This is a genomic window from Neobacillus drentensis, from assembly GCF_036962765.1.
Lineage (GTDB): Bacteria > Bacillota > Bacilli > Bacillales > Cytobacillaceae > Neobacillus > Neobacillus drentensis_C.
In genome coordinates this window covers 10,147-30,218 of record NZ_JBALOS010000058.1, presented here as the reverse complement: position 1 = coordinate 30,218, position 20,072 = coordinate 10,147, and the positions used below count along the sequence as shown (strand labels likewise).

Annotated in this window: 21 protein-coding genes; 4 read left to right on the top strand and 17 right to left on the bottom strand. The window is 39.1% G+C overall.

Annotated elements, in window-relative coordinates; translation table 11 throughout:
• Nucleotides 1-160: 160 nt before the first annotated feature.
• The 9 genes from V7137_RS09370 to yneA all read right to left on the bottom strand — a co-directional run bounded on the left by V7137_RS09370 (nt 161) and on the right by yneA (nt 8,914).
• Nucleotides 161-1,954 carry an ABC transporter ATP-binding protein gene (locus tag V7137_RS09370; RefSeq protein ID WP_335697835.1) on the bottom strand — a complete coding sequence of 598 codons (1,794 nt, stop codon included), beginning with the start codon at nt 1,952-1,954 and terminating at the stop codon, nt 161-163.
• Nucleotide 1,955: 1 nt separating this feature from the next.
• Entirely contained in the window at nt 1,956-3,707 is a 1,752-nt protein-coding gene (locus tag V7137_RS09365) for an ABC transporter transmembrane domain-containing protein (RefSeq protein WP_335697834.1), read from the bottom strand.
• Nucleotides 3,708-3,896: 189 nt separating this feature from the next.
• Complete coding sequence (locus V7137_RS09360) at nt 3,897-4,193, bottom strand: hypothetical protein (protein ID WP_335697833.1); 297 nt, start codon at nt 4,191-4,193, stop codon at nt 3,897-3,899.
• Between the two features lie 266 nt (nt 4,194-4,459).
• Nucleotides 4,460-4,672, bottom strand: a complete 213-nt coding sequence (locus V7137_RS09355; protein ID WP_373561664.1) for a YneF family protein — start codon at nt 4,670-4,672, stop codon at nt 4,460-4,462.
• A 71-nt stretch (nt 4,673-4,743) separates the two neighbouring features.
• The gene (gene sirA / locus V7137_RS09350; RefSeq protein WP_218347480.1) at nt 4,744-5,184 is read right to left on the bottom strand and encodes a sporulation inhibitor of replication protein SirA; all 441 of its coding nucleotides are present in this window, start codon (nt 5,182-5,184) and stop codon (nt 4,744-4,746) included.
• A 250-nt stretch (nt 5,185-5,434) separates the two neighbouring features.
• Nucleotides 5,435-7,441 (bottom strand): transketolase, encoded by a 2,007-nt coding sequence (gene tkt, locus V7137_RS09345; RefSeq protein WP_335697832.1) that lies wholly within the window; start codon nt 7,439-7,441, stop codon nt 5,435-5,437.
• A 178-nt stretch (nt 7,442-7,619) separates the two neighbouring features.
• Nucleotides 7,620-7,850 (bottom strand): DUF896 domain-containing protein, encoded by a 231-nt coding sequence (locus V7137_RS09340; protein ID WP_283878433.1) that lies wholly within the window; start codon nt 7,848-7,850, stop codon nt 7,620-7,622.
• A 77-nt stretch (nt 7,851-7,927) separates the two neighbouring features.
• Nucleotides 7,928-8,575 carry a YneB family resolvase-like protein gene (locus tag V7137_RS09335; RefSeq protein WP_335697831.1) on the bottom strand — a complete coding sequence of 216 codons (648 nt, stop codon included), beginning with the start codon at nt 8,573-8,575 and terminating at the stop codon, nt 7,928-7,930.
• Between the two features lie 12 nt (nt 8,576-8,587).
• Nucleotides 8,588-8,914, bottom strand: coding sequence for a cell division suppressor protein YneA (gene yneA, locus V7137_RS09330; protein ID WP_335697830.1), 327 nt, complete (start codon nt 8,912-8,914; stop codon nt 8,588-8,590).
• Nucleotides 8,915-9,072: 158 nt separating this feature from the next.
• Here yneA and lexA point away from each other — a divergent pair, with 158 nt between their 5' ends.
• Both lexA and V7137_RS09320 read left to right on the top strand, forming a co-directional pair.
• Nucleotides 9,073-9,696 carry a transcriptional repressor LexA gene (gene lexA, locus V7137_RS09325; RefSeq protein WP_335697829.1) on the top strand — a complete coding sequence of 208 codons (624 nt, stop codon included), beginning with the start codon at nt 9,073-9,075 and terminating at the stop codon, nt 9,694-9,696.
• 199 nt (nt 9,697-9,895) lie between these two features.
• Nucleotides 9,896-10,186: a DUF4257 domain-containing protein gene (locus tag V7137_RS09320; RefSeq protein WP_335697828.1), complete on the top strand. Its 291-nt coding sequence runs from the start codon at nt 9,896-9,898 to the stop codon at nt 10,184-10,186.
• A 98-nt stretch (nt 10,187-10,284) separates the two neighbouring features.
• Here the strand turns inward: V7137_RS09320 and V7137_RS09315 are convergent, their stop codons facing one another.
• The 5 genes from V7137_RS09315 to hflX all read right to left on the bottom strand — a co-directional run bounded on the left by V7137_RS09315 (nt 10,285) and on the right by hflX (nt 15,217).
• On the bottom strand, nt 10,285-10,545 hold the full coding sequence (locus V7137_RS09315; RefSeq protein ID WP_335697827.1) for a hypothetical protein: 261 nt from the start codon (nt 10,543-10,545) through the stop codon (nt 10,285-10,287).
• A gap of 213 nt (nt 10,546-10,758) precedes the next feature.
• Nucleotides 10,759-12,093: a type I glutamate--ammonia ligase gene (glnA, locus tag V7137_RS09310; RefSeq protein WP_335697826.1), complete on the bottom strand. Its 1,335-nt coding sequence runs from the start codon at nt 12,091-12,093 to the stop codon at nt 10,759-10,761.
• Between the two features lie 39 nt (nt 12,094-12,132).
• Complete coding sequence (locus V7137_RS09305; RefSeq protein WP_308128779.1) at nt 12,133-12,537, bottom strand: MerR family transcriptional regulator; 405 nt, start codon at nt 12,535-12,537, stop codon at nt 12,133-12,135.
• A 134-nt stretch (nt 12,538-12,671) separates the two neighbouring features.
• Complete coding sequence (locus V7137_RS09300) at nt 12,672-13,943, bottom strand: aminotransferase class I/II-fold pyridoxal phosphate-dependent enzyme (protein WP_335697825.1); 1,272 nt, start codon at nt 13,941-13,943, stop codon at nt 12,672-12,674.
• Between the two features lie 14 nt (nt 13,944-13,957).
• The gene (gene hflX, locus V7137_RS09295) at nt 13,958-15,217 is read right to left on the bottom strand and encodes a GTPase HflX (RefSeq protein WP_335697824.1); all 1,260 of its coding nucleotides are present in this window, start codon (nt 15,215-15,217) and stop codon (nt 13,958-13,960) included.
• Nucleotides 15,218-15,400: 183 nt separating this feature from the next.
• On the opposite strand from hflX, the gene V7137_RS09290 reads away from it, so the two are divergent.
• Nucleotides 15,401-16,006, top strand: a complete 606-nt coding sequence (locus V7137_RS09290; RefSeq protein WP_335697823.1) for a trimeric intracellular cation channel family protein — start codon at nt 15,401-15,403, stop codon at nt 16,004-16,006.
• A gap of 235 nt (nt 16,007-16,241) precedes the next feature.
• Here the strand turns inward: V7137_RS09290 and spoVK are convergent, their stop codons facing one another.
• From spoVK to miaA, 3 genes are all read right to left on the bottom strand, one after another.
• Nucleotides 16,242-17,192: a stage V sporulation protein K gene (gene spoVK, locus V7137_RS09285; RefSeq protein ID WP_335697822.1), complete on the bottom strand. Its 951-nt coding sequence runs from the start codon at nt 17,190-17,192 to the stop codon at nt 16,242-16,244.
• 201 nt (nt 17,193-17,393) lie between these two features.
• Nucleotides 17,394-17,624, bottom strand: a complete 231-nt coding sequence (gene hfq / locus V7137_RS09280) for an RNA chaperone Hfq (protein ID WP_218347493.1) — start codon at nt 17,622-17,624, stop codon at nt 17,394-17,396.
• 26 nt (nt 17,625-17,650) lie between these two features.
• The gene (gene miaA / locus V7137_RS09275; protein ID WP_335697836.1) at nt 17,651-18,544 is read right to left on the bottom strand and encodes a tRNA (adenosine(37)-N6)-dimethylallyltransferase MiaA; all 894 of its coding nucleotides are present in this window, start codon (nt 18,542-18,544) and stop codon (nt 17,651-17,653) included.
• A gap of 364 nt (nt 18,545-18,908) precedes the next feature.
• Between miaA and mreBH the strand changes: the two genes are divergently transcribed.
• Nucleotides 18,909-19,916: a rod-share determining protein MreBH gene (mreBH, locus tag V7137_RS09270; protein ID WP_335697821.1), complete on the top strand. Its 1,008-nt coding sequence runs from the start codon at nt 18,909-18,911 to the stop codon at nt 19,914-19,916.
• The last annotated feature ends 156 nt before the right edge of the window (nt 19,917-20,072 follow it).

Below are 20,072 nucleotides of genomic sequence, written 5' to 3'. Positions count from 1 at the left end.
CCTTTTAAATGAAAATCATCGAATTTATATAAAAAAGCTTCCCTCATCAGTCAGTTAAGAGAACCTTTCATTCCATAAAACTAGTAAAAGCCTGGCTGCGATGCCAGGCTTTCTTCACTATCTAGCTCCAGATCGGAACGGGCTCTTAAACCTTCTGTTATTAATTCACAACATCCTCAAGGCGTTCCACCGCTCCATTTTGTAACAGAAACATTTTATGGTACAACCCGCCTTGGGCAAGCAGTTCTTGATGGGATCCTCTCTCCACGATTTCTCCCTGATGCAAGACTAAAATTAAATCAGCGTCTTGAATAGTTGATAGACGATGGGCAATTGCGATCGTGGTTCGCCCTTTTCGCATTTTGGCGAGTGCTGTTTGAATTGCTTCCTCCGTCTCGGTATCAATATTGGCGGTAGCCTCATCAAGGACCAAAATTTTAGGATTCGTTGCAATCGTTCTAGCAAAAGCAATTAATTGCCTTTGACCGCTTGAGAAAGTGGTCCCTCGCTCCACTACCTTATGGGCAAATCCATCCTCCAATTTTTCTATAAATGTATGGGCCTGGACGAACCTCGCTGCCTCTTCCACTTGTCCATCTGTCATGTCATTCGAATGTAAGCGGATATTATCCTTTACCGTCCCGAAGAATAGAAAGGGATCCTGTAAAACGAGGCCCATTTTCTCGCGGAGCTCTGTCTTAGTGAAGTTACGAATCGATTGACCATCGATGAATATGTCACCGCGCTCATACTCATAGAACCGCATCAGCAAATTGATGATGGAGCTTTTTCCACTACCGGTATGACCAACGAGTGCGACGGTTTCACCCGGATTCGCAGTGAATGAAATATGTTTTAGCACATCTTGTTTCCCATTATAGGAAAAGCTTAAATCCTTAAATTCAATCTTTCCATGTTCAATCGATAGATTCTTCTCTTCCTTTTGACTCGGTGCTAATTCCTCTTCGTCCAACAATTTGAAGACACGCGATCCAGCTACAATGGCTTGTTGGTACAAGGAAAGTCTCATCATCATCTGATTTACCGGTTCAAAAAAACGATCCAGATAATTTATGAAGGCATATAATACTCCGATTTCGATCACATGGTTAAAAGAAGTAATCCCAAAATAAGATAACACAATGATTAATCCTAAAATGTAAATGAGGTCAATCGCTGGTCTTAATAGAAGTCCATCTATTTTAATATTCTTCATTCCAGCCTGATAGTGTTGATCATTAATCAGTCCAAACTCAGCACGGAGTCGTTTTTCCTGACGGAACACCTGAATGATGCTCATTCCTGATAGGGATTCACTAAGCTTTGCATTCAACTGGCTCAGCCGTTCGCGCATATCAAGGTAAAATCTTGAACTTAATTTTCTATAAAGGCTCATGACAAACAATAACAGCGGAAGGATGATGAGACATAGCAATCCAAGTTTGATATTCAGAATAAACATGGCAATGAAAATTCCTATTAATAAAAATCCACCTTGGATAAAGGTTGCAATAACCGTCACAAACATGTCTTTAATCGCTTCGGTATCATTGGTTACCCTTGAAACAATACTGCCTGCCGGTGTTTTATCAAAATACTTTAACCCGAGCGCCTGAACCTTAGAAAAAACATCAATTCGAAGTTGTTGGATAATTTTTAACGCTAGCTCTTGGAATTTTACAAATTGAAAAAACATGAGAATCGCCTTGATGATTTGTATTCCCATATAGGTGGAACCAAGTATAAAAAGAGGTTGAAACGCAAGTTTTCCAGGTGTTAAATAATCATCGATAAATATTTTGACTAAGATTGGAAGGAAGATATCGCCGATCGTCGTTAATAATAGGAAAAGAAATGCCATTCCTACCAGTTTTTTATGTGGTTTTGTATAGGACAGGAGCCGGAATAAAATATTTCGTTGATCACGCTCGGAAAGCTGTATTTTTTCTTCCATATTAATATCCTCCATGCTCGACCAGCTCTTCCAGCTGCTGGCGTAAATACATTTGCTTATACCATCCGTCCATTTCCATTAGTGCTTCATGAGTACCTCGTTCGACAATCTTACCATCCTCAAGAACGAGAATGAGATTGGCATGTTGAATGGCACTTAAGCGGTGGGAAGTAATAATGGTCGTTTTTCCTTCCCTATTCTCCCTTAAGGCGGAAAGAATCGCTTCTTCGGTTTTAGCGTCAACAGCAGATAAAGAATCATCGAGAACCAATACTTCTGGATTCATCAAAATAGCCCGGGCAATCGAAATCCTTTGTTTCTGCCCACCGGATAAGGACACGCCCCGCTCACCAACTACAGTTTGATAACCATCCATAAATTGGAGAATATCATCATGAATATTGGCCAACTTAGCTGCATTCTCCACTTCATCTATCGGGGCGCTAGGGTTCGTAAAGGCAATGTTTTCGCCGACGGAGGCTGAAAACAAGAAGTGGTCTTGTGGTACATAACCAATCGCTTCGCGTAATTTTTCAAGTTTGTATGCTTGAAGAGGCTTCCCGCCAAAGGTAATTTTCCCTTGATAATGATCAAACTCACGAATGAGCAACTTTAATAGAGTCGTTTTTCCTGCACCGGTTTTACCGACAATTCCAAGTGTTTCTCCTTTATGTAGTGTAAATTGAATATCCTTTAAAACTGGCACTGTTTCGCCTGGATAGGTAAAATGAGTTAGGTCAAATTCTATTTCCCCTGCTGGGACATCGTTTAAGGCATCTTGTTGATCGTTTATATCTGCTTTTTCCTGAAGGAGTTGGGTGACACGATCGTAGGAAGCCCTGCCTCGCTCAACAATGTTAAATAGCCAGCCAAAAGCTAGCATCGGCCAGATAAGCAACCCTAAATATGTAGTAAACGAAAGTAATTGTCCGATCGTCAGTTCCCCATTCAGGACGTATTTAGCTCCGAATACAATCGACAAAAAGAAGGAAATTCCAACAATAATCGAAATTGTTGGATCAAAAAGCGAATCAATTTTTGCGACGGTTATATTTTTTTGGACAACATCCTCAGATTGCTTTCGGAAATCCTCGATATCCTCCTGTTCCTGGCCAAACGTCTTTATTACTTTAATCCCGGTAATGCTTTCCTGGGTTTTATCATTTAAGGAAGAAAAGGCCTCTTGTGCTTGATAGAAGGTTCGATGGAGCATGGTTCCAAACCAACTTGTAAGAATGACCATTAACGGCATTGGGATCAAACAGATTAAGGTTAATTTCCAACTGATCGTAAATGCCATTGCAAAGATAACAAATCCCCCAGTAGACAGAGAATCCACGAGAGTTAATACGCCCACACCAGCTGTTTGCTGAATCGCTTGAAGGTCATTTGTTGCATGAGCCATCAGATCTCCAATTCGACGTTTTTGGTAGAACGATGGGGACATAGTGGTAAAGTGGTGATACAGCCGATTTCGAAGCAGTTTACTCAGTTTAACTGAAGATCCAAAAATCATAACCCTCCAATAAAACCGAAGTGAATACATGGCTAGGCCTACCACTAATAGAACACCAATCCACTGCAAGAGGATTCCTTTTGTCAGGGTTCCATCCTTAATTTCATCAGCAATGATTCCAATTACCTTCGGCGGCACTAATTGCAGCATGGCGACAAGCAATAAAATGAAAATGCCAGAAATATACGCTTTTTTCTCTTTCTTAAAAAACCAGCCTAAGTCTAAAAATACCTTCATTAAAACGCCTCCAAAACACACAAAATTGATCTATTTTTTAACCCTTCCATTCCTCCCTAATTATTGGTGTCAGGCAAAATAATCCATTTAACTGAGGTTTCATTTTACCAAATATTTATAAAATAATAAAGATTTAGAATTAACTAAAACAGCAAGAAAAAAGCACCCATTTAGATGAGTGCTTACCATTTATAATTCAGTTACCTTATCTGAATCCCCATAAAAGCCAGTAAATCTATTATTACAATGACACTGAGGACATCGTACCGTAATCTCTAAATCCATAATCTGTTGTTGGCTGTTATTGACTAGTTTCTTTTTTAGGACAATCACTTGATCCGTTACCCCTTTATCGGGATTGATCTCTTTTAATTCTTCCAAAATACTCTCACCATTTACTACTGCTACATAATCAAACACATCACTACAAAATACACATTGCCTATTGCCTTGAACAACACTAGTCGGAACCAATTCAACTTTCATATTTTCGCCTCCCATCCTCGTATTATTCGACAGGAATGAAAGCGTTTCCTTCTATATGTTATCTTCCTGCTGATATTTCATAAATTCGTCATATGTCGCTCAAGCGACGAGGATGCTCCCGAACCGACCTCGGAAAGCAGCGCCTGGAGCGGAAATCAACAGCCACTTTTTACATAGCCTAAAAAATAAAAACCACCTGTCCGAATGTGATTCATTCAAAAAGGTGGTTACTTATTGGTCTAATCGGATTGTATTAGCATGTCCGTTTATTTGGATTGTTGCTTGTTCATTGCAGCCATCATTTGGTTTATTTTCTTTTGTGATGGTTTTTGACCCATTTGCATCATCATCATTTTCAACATTTGTTCATTGATAGGCGGATTTTTCTTTAAATAGCTCATCATATATTTACGAGCAATGAAAAATCCTAGTGCTACACCAGCAGCCAATGCTAGTATACCAACTAGAACGTAATACATATTCAACTTCCTCCTTCGTGTTGTCTACCATACAGTGTACTAAATAAAACACGATTAGACAATATCTGCAATCAGATAAATTTTCTTTCTTTTATCGGCTTTAACCAGCCATATCGTTGATGTTCAAGGTCAAGTGCCAAAAAGGAAGACTCACACTTTCTTAGAACCTCAAAAAAAGCAGTCTCCGCTTCATAGCTTCCTTGGGCATCAATTGTAATTAAGTCTTGGAAAACATCTAACTTTGCCGTACTTAGTTTTCCGCTTAATTCAATCGAGTATGCACCATTCTCTGCTTTAAAACCCTTGATTTTCCCAAGCTGTTTTTGAATGAGTTGATGGATCTTAAGTACCTCGACCTTTTTGGTTATATAGGAAATTTGTTTTTGTGTTATAAATTTAAACTCACCGTTTGCTTTATGATTCTCATGAAAAAGCTGAAAAAATAATCGCTCTCTTCCGAAGTAATGGGTCGCAAATTCATCTTCTATTAAATATAGCTGATATTTTCTCACCACTGTTCTCTCCTTCGTTGGTTACCCTTTTTACTATTATAAAAAAAGACAAGCGAAACATTTGTCTTACGGCGACAAAAACATCCACTACTTTTGTCGATTATCATAATTGCAAGCTATTTTTTTACTAATTCGGTAGTTTTATGGAATTTCCCTGCAAAAATAACTTACTTCATAATATTGTTTAGATATTTTCACAAATAAAAAAGAGAACGGATTAAATCCGCTCTCCTTTAATAGTTACGAGTTTTTATTTTTGCAAAAGTGCTTTTGCACGTGCCACAACGTTTTCTACTGTGAACCCGAATTCTTCCATAATCTTTTCTCCAGGTGCTGAAGCCCCGAAATGATCAATCGCTAATACATCGCCTTCGTCACCAGTATATTTGTGCCAGCCAAATGATGCTCCAACTTCAATTCCAAGACGCTTTTTCACGCTTTTTGGCAAGACAGAGTCTTTATATTCTTGGGATTGTTGCTCGAAGCGATCCCAAGAAGGCATACTTACAACTGAAACATGAACCCCTTCTCCAGCAAGCACTTTTTGAGCTTCCACTGCAAGGCTTACTTCTGATCCAGTTGCTAATAACAACGCATCTGGGGTTTCTCTTTCAGAAGGTGAAACCACATAGGCCCCTTTTGAAACTCCCTCGTAAGCATTCGTATCTGTTCCTTTTAATGTAGGTAAATCTTGACGAGTTAAAACAAGTGCAGTTGGTTTGTTTGTTGACTCAACCGCAAGTTTCCAAGCTGCCACTGTTTCGTTCCCGTCTGCAGGACGAATGATGGAGATTCCTGACATCGCACGTAGTGCAGCCAGTTGTTCAACAGGTTCATGGGTTGGTCCGTCTTCCCCTACTGCAATACTATCATGAGTAAAGACATACGTAACAGGTAATCCCATCAACGCAGCTAGACGAATTGCTGGACGTAGGTAATCAGAGAAGACAAAGAATGTTCCACCAAACACTTTTACTCCGCCATGAAGAGAGATTCCGTTCATTGCAGCACCCATTGCAAATTCACGAACACCAAACCAGATATTTCGGCCTTCATAAGAGCCTGGCATAAAGTCTTTTGTACCTTTGATCATTGTTTTGTTTGATCCAGCAAGGTCTGCAGAACCACCGATAAAAATAGGTAGATTCTTTGCAATTCCATTGATTACTTCTCCCGATGAGGCACGGCTCGCAAGGCTCTTACCCTCATTGTATACAGGGATATCTTTATCCCATCCTTCAGGAAGTTCATTATTTAATGCTTGTTCAAGTTGAGTCGCTAACTCAGGATAATCTTTTTTGTATTGAGCGAAAAGTTCATTCCACTCTTTTTCCTTTTTCTCGCCATTTTCAACAATGAGTTTCTGGAAGTTATCATAGACTTCCTGCGGTACATGGAAATCTTCTTCAAAGGTCCATTTATACGCTTCTTTGGTAAGCTTTAACTCATTTGCACCAAGTGGTGAACCATGAACACCTGAAGTTCCAGCACGGTTAGGTGAACCATAACCAATTACTGTTCTTACTTCAATCATCGTTGGTCGGTCTAAATCGTTTCTTGCTTCTTCAAGTGCTTTTGCAATTTCTTCTAGATTATTTCCATCCTCAACACGAAGATATTGCCATCCGTATGATAGGAAGCGATCTTTCACACTTTCAGAGAAAGACTTATTTAAGTCACCATCTAGAGAGATATCATTTGAATCATAAAGAACAACTAAGCGGCCTAGTTTTAAATGTCCTGCAAGTGAAGCGGCCTCAGCAGAAACACCCTCCATCAAATCTCCATCTCCGCAAATGCTGTATGTAAAATGGTTCACAAGTTCATACTTATCTTTATTATAAACACTTGCAACATGGCGTTCTGCCATTGCCATACCGACTGCCATTGCAATACCTTGTCCAAGTGGACCAGTTGTTGCTTCTACACCCTCAGTGTGGCCGTACTCTGGATGACCTGGAGTTTTTGAGCCCCATTGACGGAATTGTTTAAGGTCATCGATTGTTAAATTGAAACCAGACAAGTGGAGCATGCTGTATAACAACGCTGAACCATGTCCAGCAGATAAGACAAAACGATCACGGTTAAACCAGTGTGGATTCTTTGGATTCTGGTTCATGAAACGTGTCCATAAAGTATAGGCCATAGGGGCCGCACCCATCGGCATCCCTGGATGTCCTGAGTTTGCCTTCTCAATTGCATCGATGGAAAGCGTTCGAATCGAAGTAACAGATAAATCGTCAATAGTATTAAACATGAATTACATCCTTTCCTAATCACTAGGTTTCTAAATACAATTTCAATTTTATATTGATACCGTTTTTTATTCAACAAATAGCATATTAATAAGAAACAAAAGTCACTTTATTTTTTAGTTTGACTCAGAAATAGTATCTCTATGTAAAATAGGAATACAAAAATGTATTCCTCAATTATTAGTGAAGGGTATTTTTTTTCCTAGCTTTGATCTTTTCAGGTGTTACGTCATTTCCTTCGGGATCAATAAACTTTGTGTTGGTAAGGGTGTCTAGCATATTAGAACGGAAAGTAGCCAAATATTCGCTTCTTAATTTAGATTGTTCTTTGGCTTCTGCTTCAGTCAAACCCGTTGCCTTTGATTTTCTCGCCAACTCATTTATTCTAGCCATTTTTTCTTTGGATAGCATGGAGTAACCTTCCTTTCTACCTGTTTACATGACACCTGATTTTACTAAAAAAAAAACCTAATGACAAGGCAAAAGGTCTACTCTTCTTGTGATTCGATATATTCTTGATACCTTCTATGTACTGTCGCCTTTGAAATATTATACCCGAATCCTCTCAATGTGGCAGCTATTTCAGCAAAAATTAAGCCATTCTTTCTTAAACGGACAATTTCCTCTACTGGAACTTCAATTTTCTCACGTCCGGAAGCATCTCCCAGATTTTTTAAGTTTTTTTCAGGTTTATATCCTTTTTGAACCGCCCGCTTCATACCGCGCTTAATTTTTGCATTATGAAGTTTCCGTTGATACTCCTCAACCATCCCAACAATCTTCAAGACCATTGAATCCGATTCTGACAGCTGCAATTCTCCACTATGGGAGATACTAAAAAGTTTAATATTTTCTTTTAAGATACAATGTAAAATGGCTATTTTAGCGTTACCTCTACCTATTCGTGTCTCATCCTGGATTAAGACTGCATGAACCTGATCATCTTTGATTCGTTCTAATAATTGAAAAATGCCTTCCCGGTCGAAGTCGTAGCCACTTGCTCTTTCTTTAATGACCCTATCAATCTCAAAGTGATAGGATTTAGCTAGTTGTGTTAACTCCTCTTCCTGACGCTTTAACGATGTTTCTTGTGTTTCTTTATTTGTGCTGACACGGCAGTATATGATTGCTTTCATAAATGTTCCTTTCTATTCATCAATCGCACTAGCTAATTCTTGTGTTGATGAAACTTCTTCCTTGCTGACCGGGATCACAATTTCTTCACCTGGAAAAATTCGATCTTCATCAATTTCATTATGCTTTTTTATCCATGAAACACATTCTTTGTTTGATAATGAATGTTGATCGGAAAATTGATCAGAGATTTCCCATAGTGAATCACCTTCAGAAATTTTAATTTTTAGATATTTATCTTGGTCGTTTGAATGATGTTGGATAGATAAAATGAATGAAAGTGAACAGCTTAAAATAATTAGAGTAATAGCATAGGAGTATTTGTTCCATAATTTTTTCATAAATAAACACCTCTACTAAGAATATATGTTCGTTTTATTGATTTTATTATAAATCGAACATTTGTTTGTTGTCAACCATATTTCGAACTTATGTTTGTATAAAAAATACGAACATGGTATAATAAAGACAACATTAACCAGGCGAGGTGGATTTTATCATGGCTAAAATATCAAAGCGGCAGCAGGATATCTTAGACTTCATTAAAAGTGAGGTTAAGAGTAAAGGGTACCCCCCTTCCGTAAGGGAAATCGGAGAAGCAGTTGGACTAGCATCCAGCTCAACTGTTCACGGTCATTTAGCAAGATTGGAAAGCAAAGGACTAATTAGACGGGATCCAACCAAACCAAGAGCAATTGAAATATTAGAAGCAGATGTAGCGGCACATATTCCAAGAAACGCAGTAGTCAATGTTCCAGTGGTTGGTAAAGTAACTGCAGGACTACCTATAACAGCTATCGAAAATGTGGAGGAGTACTTCCCGCTTCCAGAAAGTCTAGCGCCAGCAGATGAGCAAGTGTTCATGCTAGAAATCATGGGTGAGAGTATGATAGAAGCTGGGATACTAGACGGAGACTATGTTATTGTAAAACAACAGCCAACCGCAAATAACGGTGACATAGTTGTAGCAATGACCGAAGAAGATGAAGCTACCTGTAAGAGATTTTTCAAGGAAAAAGATTACATACGCCTGCAGCCGGAAAATTCTACAATGAACCCTATTATACTAAGGAATGTTTCAATTCTAGGAAAAGTTATAGGCGTTTATCGGCATATTCATTAATAGGGAGCTTGCACTATGTGCAAGTTCTTTTTATGTTTTATTATTGGGAAAATTTTTCATTTTTTTCATATCATGGATTTTTTATAGTAAAAATTCAGCATTTTTACTCATGCTTATGTTGTAAACCTTTGATATAATTGTACTACACCAAGATTTACCTTAGGTCCAAAAAATAAAGGCTTAAGGAGGTTGAGAAACAGTGTTAGCGGACATTATTTTCTCTATAGTAATTGGTGGAACGGTTGGAATTGTTGGACATGTTCGTAAGTACGGAAAAATTATCATGCCTCGGAAAACGAAAAAGTTCATTTATCTTGGCTTTTTAGAAGAATTGCTCCTTGGTGCGGTTGCTGCGCTTCTCCTCGTTTTATATACGGCTCCCAATTCATTGGTAGAAAATATCCTTTTTTCGGTTATTGCAGGAATTGGCGGTGATGCCGTTCTTTCTAAAATCAAACTAATAAATCAGACGGAAAAGAATAATGAATAATTAAGAAGTAAAGCCCTGACGCTTAAAACGTCAGGGCTTTTTCAATAATTAATACATCCTTATATAAGATCGACAAGAGAACCCAGTGTCCCTCCTTTTCATGCCAATTTTGCGATCCTAGCCTGAATATCAGATAATCTTACCTTAAAAAACGCTTTATAAATTTGTGTGTCCGCTTCCATAAAGGTGGAATGGCTCACATAATCTCCTTTTAAAGTCCTGCGTTCCTCATCGAATAGAAAACATTCCTGACCTTTAGCTCCTGATTCTAGTAAACTTAAAATAAGGTCTGGTTTTTTATACGTCTTTTCACGAAGTATTTCTTGGGTTAGAGCATTACAAATTTGCAGTTTATACAATTAGAGCACCTCCCAAATGTTTTCAAGTTAAGCATATACTATTTACCAAAACTAGAATGCGAAGAAATGTGAATTTTTCAAGAAAAATAGAGTGGTCGAAATTACATCTAAAAATGTTGGACATAGAGTCATTATATTTGACTAGGTCAATGAATAGACACGACATAAAAAATAAAAAACCCTGCCGCATTAAGCGACAGGGCTTTGATCATTTTAATACATGCTCATATATTGATCGCGTTCCCATTGGTGAACGACTGTGCGGAACATATCCCACTCAATTTCTTTTGCTTCAACAAAGTGTTCCATAATGTGCTCGCCTAGACCAGCAACAATCACTTCGTCAGCTTTTAATTGATCTAATGCCTGAGCTAATGTTGCAGGAAGATCGACGATGCCTTCTTCGATTCGCTCTTCTTTGCTCATTACATAGATGTTTCTGTCAACTGGTGCAGGAGGAGTTAATTTGTTTTTAATTCCGTCTAATCCAGCTTTTAGAAGGACAGCCATTGCAAGATATGGGTTTGCAGATGGGTCTACACTTCTTACTTCAACACGTGTACTTAGTCCACGAGAAGCAGGAATACGAATTAATGGTGAACGATTACGTGCTGACCAAGCCACATAGCATGGTGCTTCATAGCCAGGAACAAGACGCTTGTAAGAGTTTACAGTTGGATTTGTTACTGCTGTAAACGCTGGAGCGTGCTTCAGGATACCTGCGATGAATTGACGAGCTGTGTCGCTCATATCTAAATCTCCACCTGGCTCATAGAATGCATTTTCTCCATTTTTAAATAATGAAAGGTTCATGTGCATTCCGGATCCGTTTACTCCGTATAATGGTTTTGGCATGAATGTTGCGTGCAAGCCGTGTTTACGTGCAATTGTTTTAACCACTAATTTAAATGTTTGGATTTGGTCACAAGCTGTTAAGGCATCTGCATATTTGAAATCAATTTCATGCTGGCCTGGAGCTACTTCATGGTGAGACGCTTCAATTTCAAAGCCCATTTCTTCAAGCTCTAGCACGATATCACGACGGCAGTTTTCACCTAAATCTGTAGGTGCTAAATCAAAATAACCACCTTGGTCATTCAATTCTAAGCTTGGTTCACCTTTTTCATCTAATTTAAATAAGAAGAATTCAGGCTCAGGTCCGAGGTTAAAGTTAGTGAAACCTAACTCTTCCATTTCTTTTAATACTCTTCTTAAGTTATTACGAGGATCCCCTTCGAATGGTTCTCCTTCTGGTGTATAAATATCACAAATTAAGCGGGCAACTTTCCCTTTTTCAGCAGTCCAAGGGAATACCACCCATGTATTTAGGTCAGGATATAGTAACATATCAGACTCTTCAATCCGTACAAAACCTTCAATTGAAGAACCGTCAAACATCATTTTATTATCAAGTGCTTTTTCTAATTGAGAAATAGGAATCTCTACGTTTTTGATTGTTCCAAGGATGTCTGTGAATTGTAAACGAATAAATTTTACGTTTTCCTCAGAAGCTAATCTTTTAATATCTTCTCTTGAATACTTTGCCATTTTCTTACCCCCTATTTTTTAGAAAAGAATCTTTCAAAATTAATGAAAGAATCTTGACATATCTCCCTGACGTAATGAGGATCGATTGTTTCGACCTGAATGCATCATTTCGTTGCGTAGTAGTTTTCTAAGTTGTTCATCCGTTAATTCGCGCTTCGCTTTTTCTGTTTGTTGTTCCATTATGTTGGTTTGTTGCTGCTCCTTAACTAGGAACAATTGTTTAATGCCAGCCATGTTTACACCTTGATCAATTAAATCCTTAATTTCTAGAAGCCTATCAATATCATTCAAACAATATAGACGTCTATTCCCTTCGGTTCTAGCTGGAGAAATCAATTGGTGTTCTTCGTAGTATCGAATTTGCCTGGCTGTAAGTTCCGTTAACTGCATGACTGTTCCAATCGGGAACAGGGGCATGGAACGGCGAATTTCCTTTCCACTCACCTAATTACTCCTCCCTTTGGGTTTATTTATATTGTTATTATATTTCGTGTTAGAAAAGTTGTCAATGGTATGTTAGGTTTTCTTACACGAATTTTTTAAAAAAATTGGACAACTCAAAAAATGCTTTCCATTTCCTACAATAATTCTAATAATCTTTTCTCAGCTAAATGATCTATTGCCAGACAAACAGCCATTTTTACATGCGAATAGGTTAATCCACCTTGAACATAAGCCACATAAGGCGGTCTAATCGGCCCATCAGCAGTGAGTTCAATACTCGCCCCTTGAATAAAGGTGCCCGCTGCCATAATCACATCGTCCTCATACCCTGGCATATAGCTTGCATGGGGAGTAACGTAAGAATTAATTGGCGAGGCAAATTGAATGGCCTGACAAAATGCAATCATTTTATCGCGGTCATCGAACTGTACGGATTGAATTAAGTCGGTCCTCTTAGTATTCCATTTCGGCGAGGAATTCATGCCTAATTTCTCCAACATCGCTGCGGTAAATACCGCACCTTTCAAGGCTTGGCCCACAACATGAGGTGCAAGGAAAAAGCCTTGATACATTTCCTGGAGACTATAGAGGGAAGCACCCGCTTCAGCCCCAATCCCTGGAGATGTCATACGATAGGAACAGGCTTCGACCCACTGTTTTTTTCCTACGATATAGCCGCCCGTTTTTACAATTCCACCGCCAGGATTTTTAATTAGGGATCCAGCCATTAAGTCAGCACCGACATGGCAAGGCTCGATTTCTTCAACAAATTCCCCATAGCAGTTATCAACAAAGACGACAACATCCGGTTTAATCTCTTTTACAAACTTAATCATTTCGCCTATTTCAGCAACCGTAAATGAAGGTCTTGTGTCATAGCCTTTAGAACGCTGAATCCCAATCATTTTCGTATTGGGTTTTATTTTCTCTGACACCATATCCCAGCTAATTTTCCCTTCATTTGTCAGCGCCACACTATCATAAGAAATGCCAAATTCCTTTAAGGAACCGACCCCATTACCACGAAGACCAACAATTTCTTCCAAGGTATCATAAGGTTTGCCTGTGATATAAAGGAGTTCATCTCCTGGGCGAAGCACGCCAAATAAAGCAATGGAAATGGCGTGGGTACCAGAAATGATTTGCGGGCGGACCAATCCTGCTTCGCCGCCAAAGACATCTGCATAGACCATTTCCAGCGTATCTCTGCCGATATCATCGTAGCCGTACCCCGTTGACGGTATAAAATGAGAATCACTGACACGATGTTTTTGAAAACTCTGTAAAACCCTAAATTGATTGGTTTCGATTCTTTCGTCTATTTCCTTATGGACCTCAGCAATTTGTTGTTCTACTTCTTTAACGATTGGCTGAAGTTTTTCCCCATTTTTTAACTGTTGAAACATGTTGAATCTCCTATCTACTTTTTATAATTCTTTAAATGCCCAGTAATTTGATGGTCTTGTAACGTATATCCTTTACAGCGATATAACTGGCTTTCCTCATCAAAGAAAAGTTCTCTTAATATCGTCTCATTTTTTAATTGAGATAGCAGTTTTCCCTCTGTTGACGGAACCTCTACTTCATAAGGAGTCATCAATTCCATCACAACTTTCTCTATTTGCCCTTTTAAAGCATGGCGATCATGTTCATCAAAAGCACTAATAAAGGCCGTAGGTGTATCAGCAGTTGGAACGAAATCTGAATGCTGAATATCTTTTTTATTATATACTGTTATTTGCGGGATATCTTTAACTTCTAAGTCATCCAGGAGTTTTTTTACGGTTTTTTCGTGATGAAAATAATCAGGGTTGGACATATCCACCACATGGAGGAGTAGATCCGCTTCCCTTACTTCTTCAAGCGTAGACCTGAAGGCAGCAATAAGTGTTGTCGGTAAATCTTGAATAAATCCAACTGTATCCGTAATCAAGGCTAAGAACCCACTTGGCAGGATCAGTTTCCGCGTCATTGGATCAAGTGTGGCAAACAATTGATTTTCCTCATAAGACTCAGCTTCCGACAATCGATTAAACAGGGTTGATTTACCGGCATTGGTATAACCGACAATTGCGACCTGAAAGGCTTTATTTTTCTTTCTTCTTTCTCTATATCGATCCCGGTGCTGCACGATGACGGATAGTTGACTTTTGATATCATCGATTCTGCGGCGGATATGACGTCGGTCTGATTCTAATTTCGTTTCACCAGGTCCTCTTGTTCCAATTCCGGCACCAAGACGAGATAATGCGGTCCCCTGCCCCGCTAGGCGCGGCAATATGTATTGAAGTTGGGCAAGTTCCACTTGAAGTTTCCCCTCTTTAGACCTTGCTCTTTGTGCAAAGATATCTAAGATAAGCTGGGTGCGGTCAATAACCCTGGCATTTAGTTCTGTTGCAAGATTTCTTTTTTGGCTGGGTGAAAGTTCGTCATTAAAAATGACGACATCTGGCTCGAGTTCCTCTACCAGTGCATTTAGCTCTTCCACTTTTCCTTTACCTATGTATGTAGCCGGATGACGGCGTTCTCTTTTTTGTACGACCGATACCAACACTTCACCCTGAGCGGTTTCTGTCAGTGCCGCTAACTCGTCCATTGAATAGTGGAAACGTAAGTCATCGTACCCACTCGTTTGACATCCAACAAGGATTACTCTCTCTTTTGTTTCTTTTTGTTCCAAAAGGCATCCTTCCTTTCTAAACATCTACATTTCATCATAACAAAAAAAGCCTGTAATCTCTAATTTCTCCAAATACCGAAAAATCTTATTGTAATTTTCCCACATCATGATAAAATTAATCAGTTGTTTTTACTATTTATATAGTATGTAAGGAAAATAGACTTCAAGGGGATATCAGATAAAATGACATGGGATGTTTTAAGTATGATTGGAACCATTGCCTTCGCTGTCAGTGGAGCGATTGTGGCAATGGAAGAAGAGTATGATATTTTTGGTGTGTATATTTTAGGCATTGTCACTGCTTTTGGCGGTGGAGCTATTCGCAACCTGTTAATCGGTGTTCCCGTATCTGCACTATGGGATCAAGGATTATTTTTTCAAATTGCCTTGTTATCGATTACAGCTGTGTTTTTATTTCCATCCAATCTGCTTAAACACTGGCAAAAATGGGGTAACTTATTTGATGCGATCGGCCTCTCGGCTTTTGCCATCCAAGGTGCCATATACGCCGTAAACATGGACCGCCCACTAAGTGCCGTGATCGTCGCTGCGGTCTTAACCGGAATTGGCGGTGGGATCATTCGTGATTTATTAGCAGGAAGAAAACCAATTGTACTTAGAGCGGAAATTTACGCGCTTTGGGCGATTATAACAGGTCTATTTATTGGACTGGGGATTGCGACCCATCCATTGGAGTTATATACTTTATTTGTAATTGTGACTGTTTTACGGGTTCTTTCCTATACCTTTGATTGGAAATTACCCATTCGTAAGTTCGAAGCAAATTAATCATTTTCTTCATATAAAAACGACAGATTACAAAGAATCTGCCGTTTTTTTGTTTTAGCTATGTTATATTTGGATGTTGATTTGCGCTCCAGGCGCGTGCAGTTCACGGGCGGTTCGGGGAGCCTCCTCGGCGCATAAGCGCCTGCGGGGTTTCCCCTGTCCCGTACTCCCGCAGGAGTCTTCGCGCCTTCCGCTCCAATCAACATGGCTAAAATAACCTTTTACACAGCCTTTGTTATGAATCTTCCTCAAACACAAGATCATTGCTTCTAAGTGTCATAAGTTCATGCTTGTCATAGCTATTTAACATGAGCAGCCTCATGGCCTGGGCGCGGATTGATTTTTCAATTATATTTCGCACATACCTTCCGTTTGAAAAACTATTTGGACTTAGGACTGCTTTTACCCATATTAAATGTTCTTTTAACTTTTTTTCAGCTTCATGGCTAAATGTGTATTCTCTTTCATGTAGCATCCGCGCAGAAATTTCCATTAATTGATCGATATTGTAATCAGGGAAATCAATCACTAATGGAAAGCGTGAGTGAAGTCCAGGATTAAGAGTTAAGAAATATTCCATTTCCCGAGAATATCCCGCAAGGATCAGAATAAACTCATGCTGTTTATCCTCCATATGCTTAACAAGAGTATCGATGGCTTCCTTGCCAAAATCCTTTTCTCCACCGCGGCCAAGTGAATACGCCTCATCGATAAACAAGATTCCCCCTTGGGCCTTCTTGATTAAATCTCTTGTCTTTTGTGCGGTATGACCAATGTACTCTCCCACAAGGTCAGCCCGTTCAGCCTCAATTAAGTGACCTTTTGTTAATACACTCATTTTTTGAAACAACTTACCTATTAGTCTTGCTACCGTCGTTTTTCCAGTACCTGGATTTCCTTTAAACATCATATGAAGGGCTTGTTTTCTAGCTTTCAAACCCATTTCCTCACGTTTTTTATTCACATAAATCCAAGCATAAATTTCCTTAATCATTTTTTTCATTTCTTCCATCCCAACCAAAGCCCCAAGGTCCTCTTCAATTTCCTTTAGAGCCGAGTGCTCAGGAGGAATGTCCTTTGGAACAACTTGAAAGTCAGGTAATTCTTTTGACATGATTTTCGCTTTTTGTGAATTGAGGACAACACTTATTTGGCCATTACTTTTCATTCGAATCGGTTGGTCCAAAGCTTTCACCTCTCATTTTCGCCAACAGTTTACATAGGAAGGTATTTTATGGCCACTCAGAATTTATCCTGTAAATTCCGAACTCTAAATGCGCGAAAGGAATGCATAATCCCTCAACTAATATGTATTCATACATGATGACTTTCATTAAAAAAGTTTTTTCAAAAATAAAAAAAGCCCGTGAAATGGGCTCTTAAAAAATTATTGGTTATCCAAATCCAGCTGAACGTTTCTTTGCGGTGCAAAGGTTGAGATGGCATGCTTATATACTAATTGCTGCTTTCCTTCCGACTCAAACAGTACTGTAAAATTATCAAAGCCCTTAATTTGGCCTCGTAATTGAAATCCGTTTAATAAAAAGACCGTCACATGCATGTTATCTTTGCGGCACTGGTTTAAATATTGGTCCTGGATATTGATTGTTGTTTTCATTTGTATTTCCTCCTCTTTTATCTCTACTAATATGTATTCGATTTTACTTTAAGCTTTCCTTCAATACAATGTGAAATTTCCTTTATTTTTTTTGAGATATTCGCCAAATCGGTCATATCAAACCAAGCAACCTCCATCTTGTTCCGAAACCAAGTCAATTGTCTTTTCGCGTATCTTCTCGAATTTTGTTTTAGATTGGCTATCGNNAACGTCACTTTACCATCAAAATATGCGAAGATTTCTTTGTAGCCAATGGCTTGGATCGATTGACAATCCCTCAAACCTTGTTGATATAATCCATTTACTTCCTCTATAAGCCCTTCTTTCATCATAATATCCACTCGATCATTAATGCGCTCATAAAGTTTCTCACGTTCCATCGTTAGTCCAACAATGGCTGTATTGTACAGTAGGTCTGGTTGTTGTGTACTTTGATACTCTTGCATCGTCTTCCCGGTAAGGTGGAAAATTTCTAGGGCGCGAATAACCCTTCTTATATTATTGGGGTGGATTTGCGATGCACTCTCAGGGTCTACCTCCAATAATTCTTTATACAGTGCTTCATTTCCGATTTTCTGTACTCTTTCCTCGAGCATGTGACGGTAAGACTCATCGCCTGGTACATCAGAAAATTGATAATCATAAATGACAGACTGGATATATAACCCTGTTCCACCGACAATAATCGGCAGCTTCCCTTTTTGGGCAATTTCATCTATCTTTGCCCGCACAAGTTGTTGAAATTCTGCAACAGAAAAATTCTCGTAAGGCTCTTTAATATCAATCAGATGATGGGGAATCTCTTCCATTTCATCTTTTTTGACTTTTGCCGTACCAATATCCATTCCACGGTAGATCTGCATAGAGTCCCCGCTGATAATTTCACCATTATAGCGTTTAGCCATTTCGATACTTAGCATTGTTTTTCCCACTGCAGTTGGTCCGATGATTACTAATAACTTTTGTTTTGAATCCAATATTTTCACACTGCCTTATCCCATTTTCAGTGAAAGCAGGCTTACGATTCCACTTTCACCCCTTCATCGTAACATAATTTTAAAAAGCAGTTGAACATCAAACTAGTATATACATAAAAGTTCTTTTCTATGCTCCAATTCACATGAAATTATTTTACCCATTTTCCTTCCCAATTAGGAATATTTTTCATGTAAATTTACAAAAGGATAACGGTTCATTTACAAAGCGCTTTCCACCCCCAAATTTATGATAGACTAACGCGTAGCATATCTAGTAAGAAAAAAAATCGAAATTAGGTGAATTAAGATGTTATCAACTTTTGATATAGGAATTGACTTAGGAACAGCAAATATATTAGTTTATAGTAAAAATAAAGGCATCGCGATAAATGAACCATCGGTTGTGGCAATCGATACGGTCACCAAAAATGTTGTAGCAGTGGGGCAAGAAGCTAAGGAAATGATTGGAAAGACGCCTGAAAAAATCATTGCGATTCGTCCCTTAAAAGACGGAGTCATTGCAGATTATGATGTAACCACTGAATTGCTTAAGCACATAATGCGGAAAGCTTCCAAAAAAATCGGATTTGCGGTCCGCAAGCCAAATGTAGTCGTTAGTATCCCATCTGGGTCAACAAGTGTTGAGAGAAGAGCGATCAATGATGCGGTAAAACAAGCAGGTGCAAAGAAGATCAGCTTAATTGAGGAACCGGTAGCAGCAGCAATTGGGGCAGGATTACCAATCGATGAACCAGTTGCTAATGTAGTGGTCGATATTGGCGGCGGTAATACGGAAGTTGCGATTATCTCGTTTGGCGGTGTCGTTGCCTGCCATTCAATTAAAATTGGCGGAGACCGTCTTGATGATGATATTATTCAATATATTCGAAAAGAATATAATATCCTTATTGGGGAAAGAACCGCGGAAAATATCAAAATGGAAATTGGTTATGCTCTAATTGACCATGAAGAACGTTTCATGGATATCCGCGGCCGCGACCTTGTTACAGGACTACCAAAAACAATTAAACTATCATCCTATGAAATCCGTGCAGCCATAAAGGAAGCACTGTTGCATATTTTAGAAGCCATCCGAGCAACCCTGGAAGATTGTCCAGCAGAGCTAAGCGGTGACATTGTTGACAGAGGTGTTATTCTGTGTGGTGGAGGCGCTTTGTTAAACGGGATGGAGGCATGGTTAAGTCAAGAGATTGTCGTTCCAGTCCAACTTGCCCCAAACCCGCTAGAAGCGGTAGCAGTCGGTACTGGAAGGGCCCTACAGTACATGAACAAACTCCCAGTTGCCGTGAAATAAGTAGCTTTTGTTGCAAAAATCATGACGGGGATTGCACACAAATGAATAGAAATTGAAGAAAAGCTGCAGAATCATTTTCTGCAGCTTTTTCTTATGGGTGTCACTTAAGATCGTCTCTACGTGACCGGGTTCAGTGTTTACCCTCGGGTTCAGGCA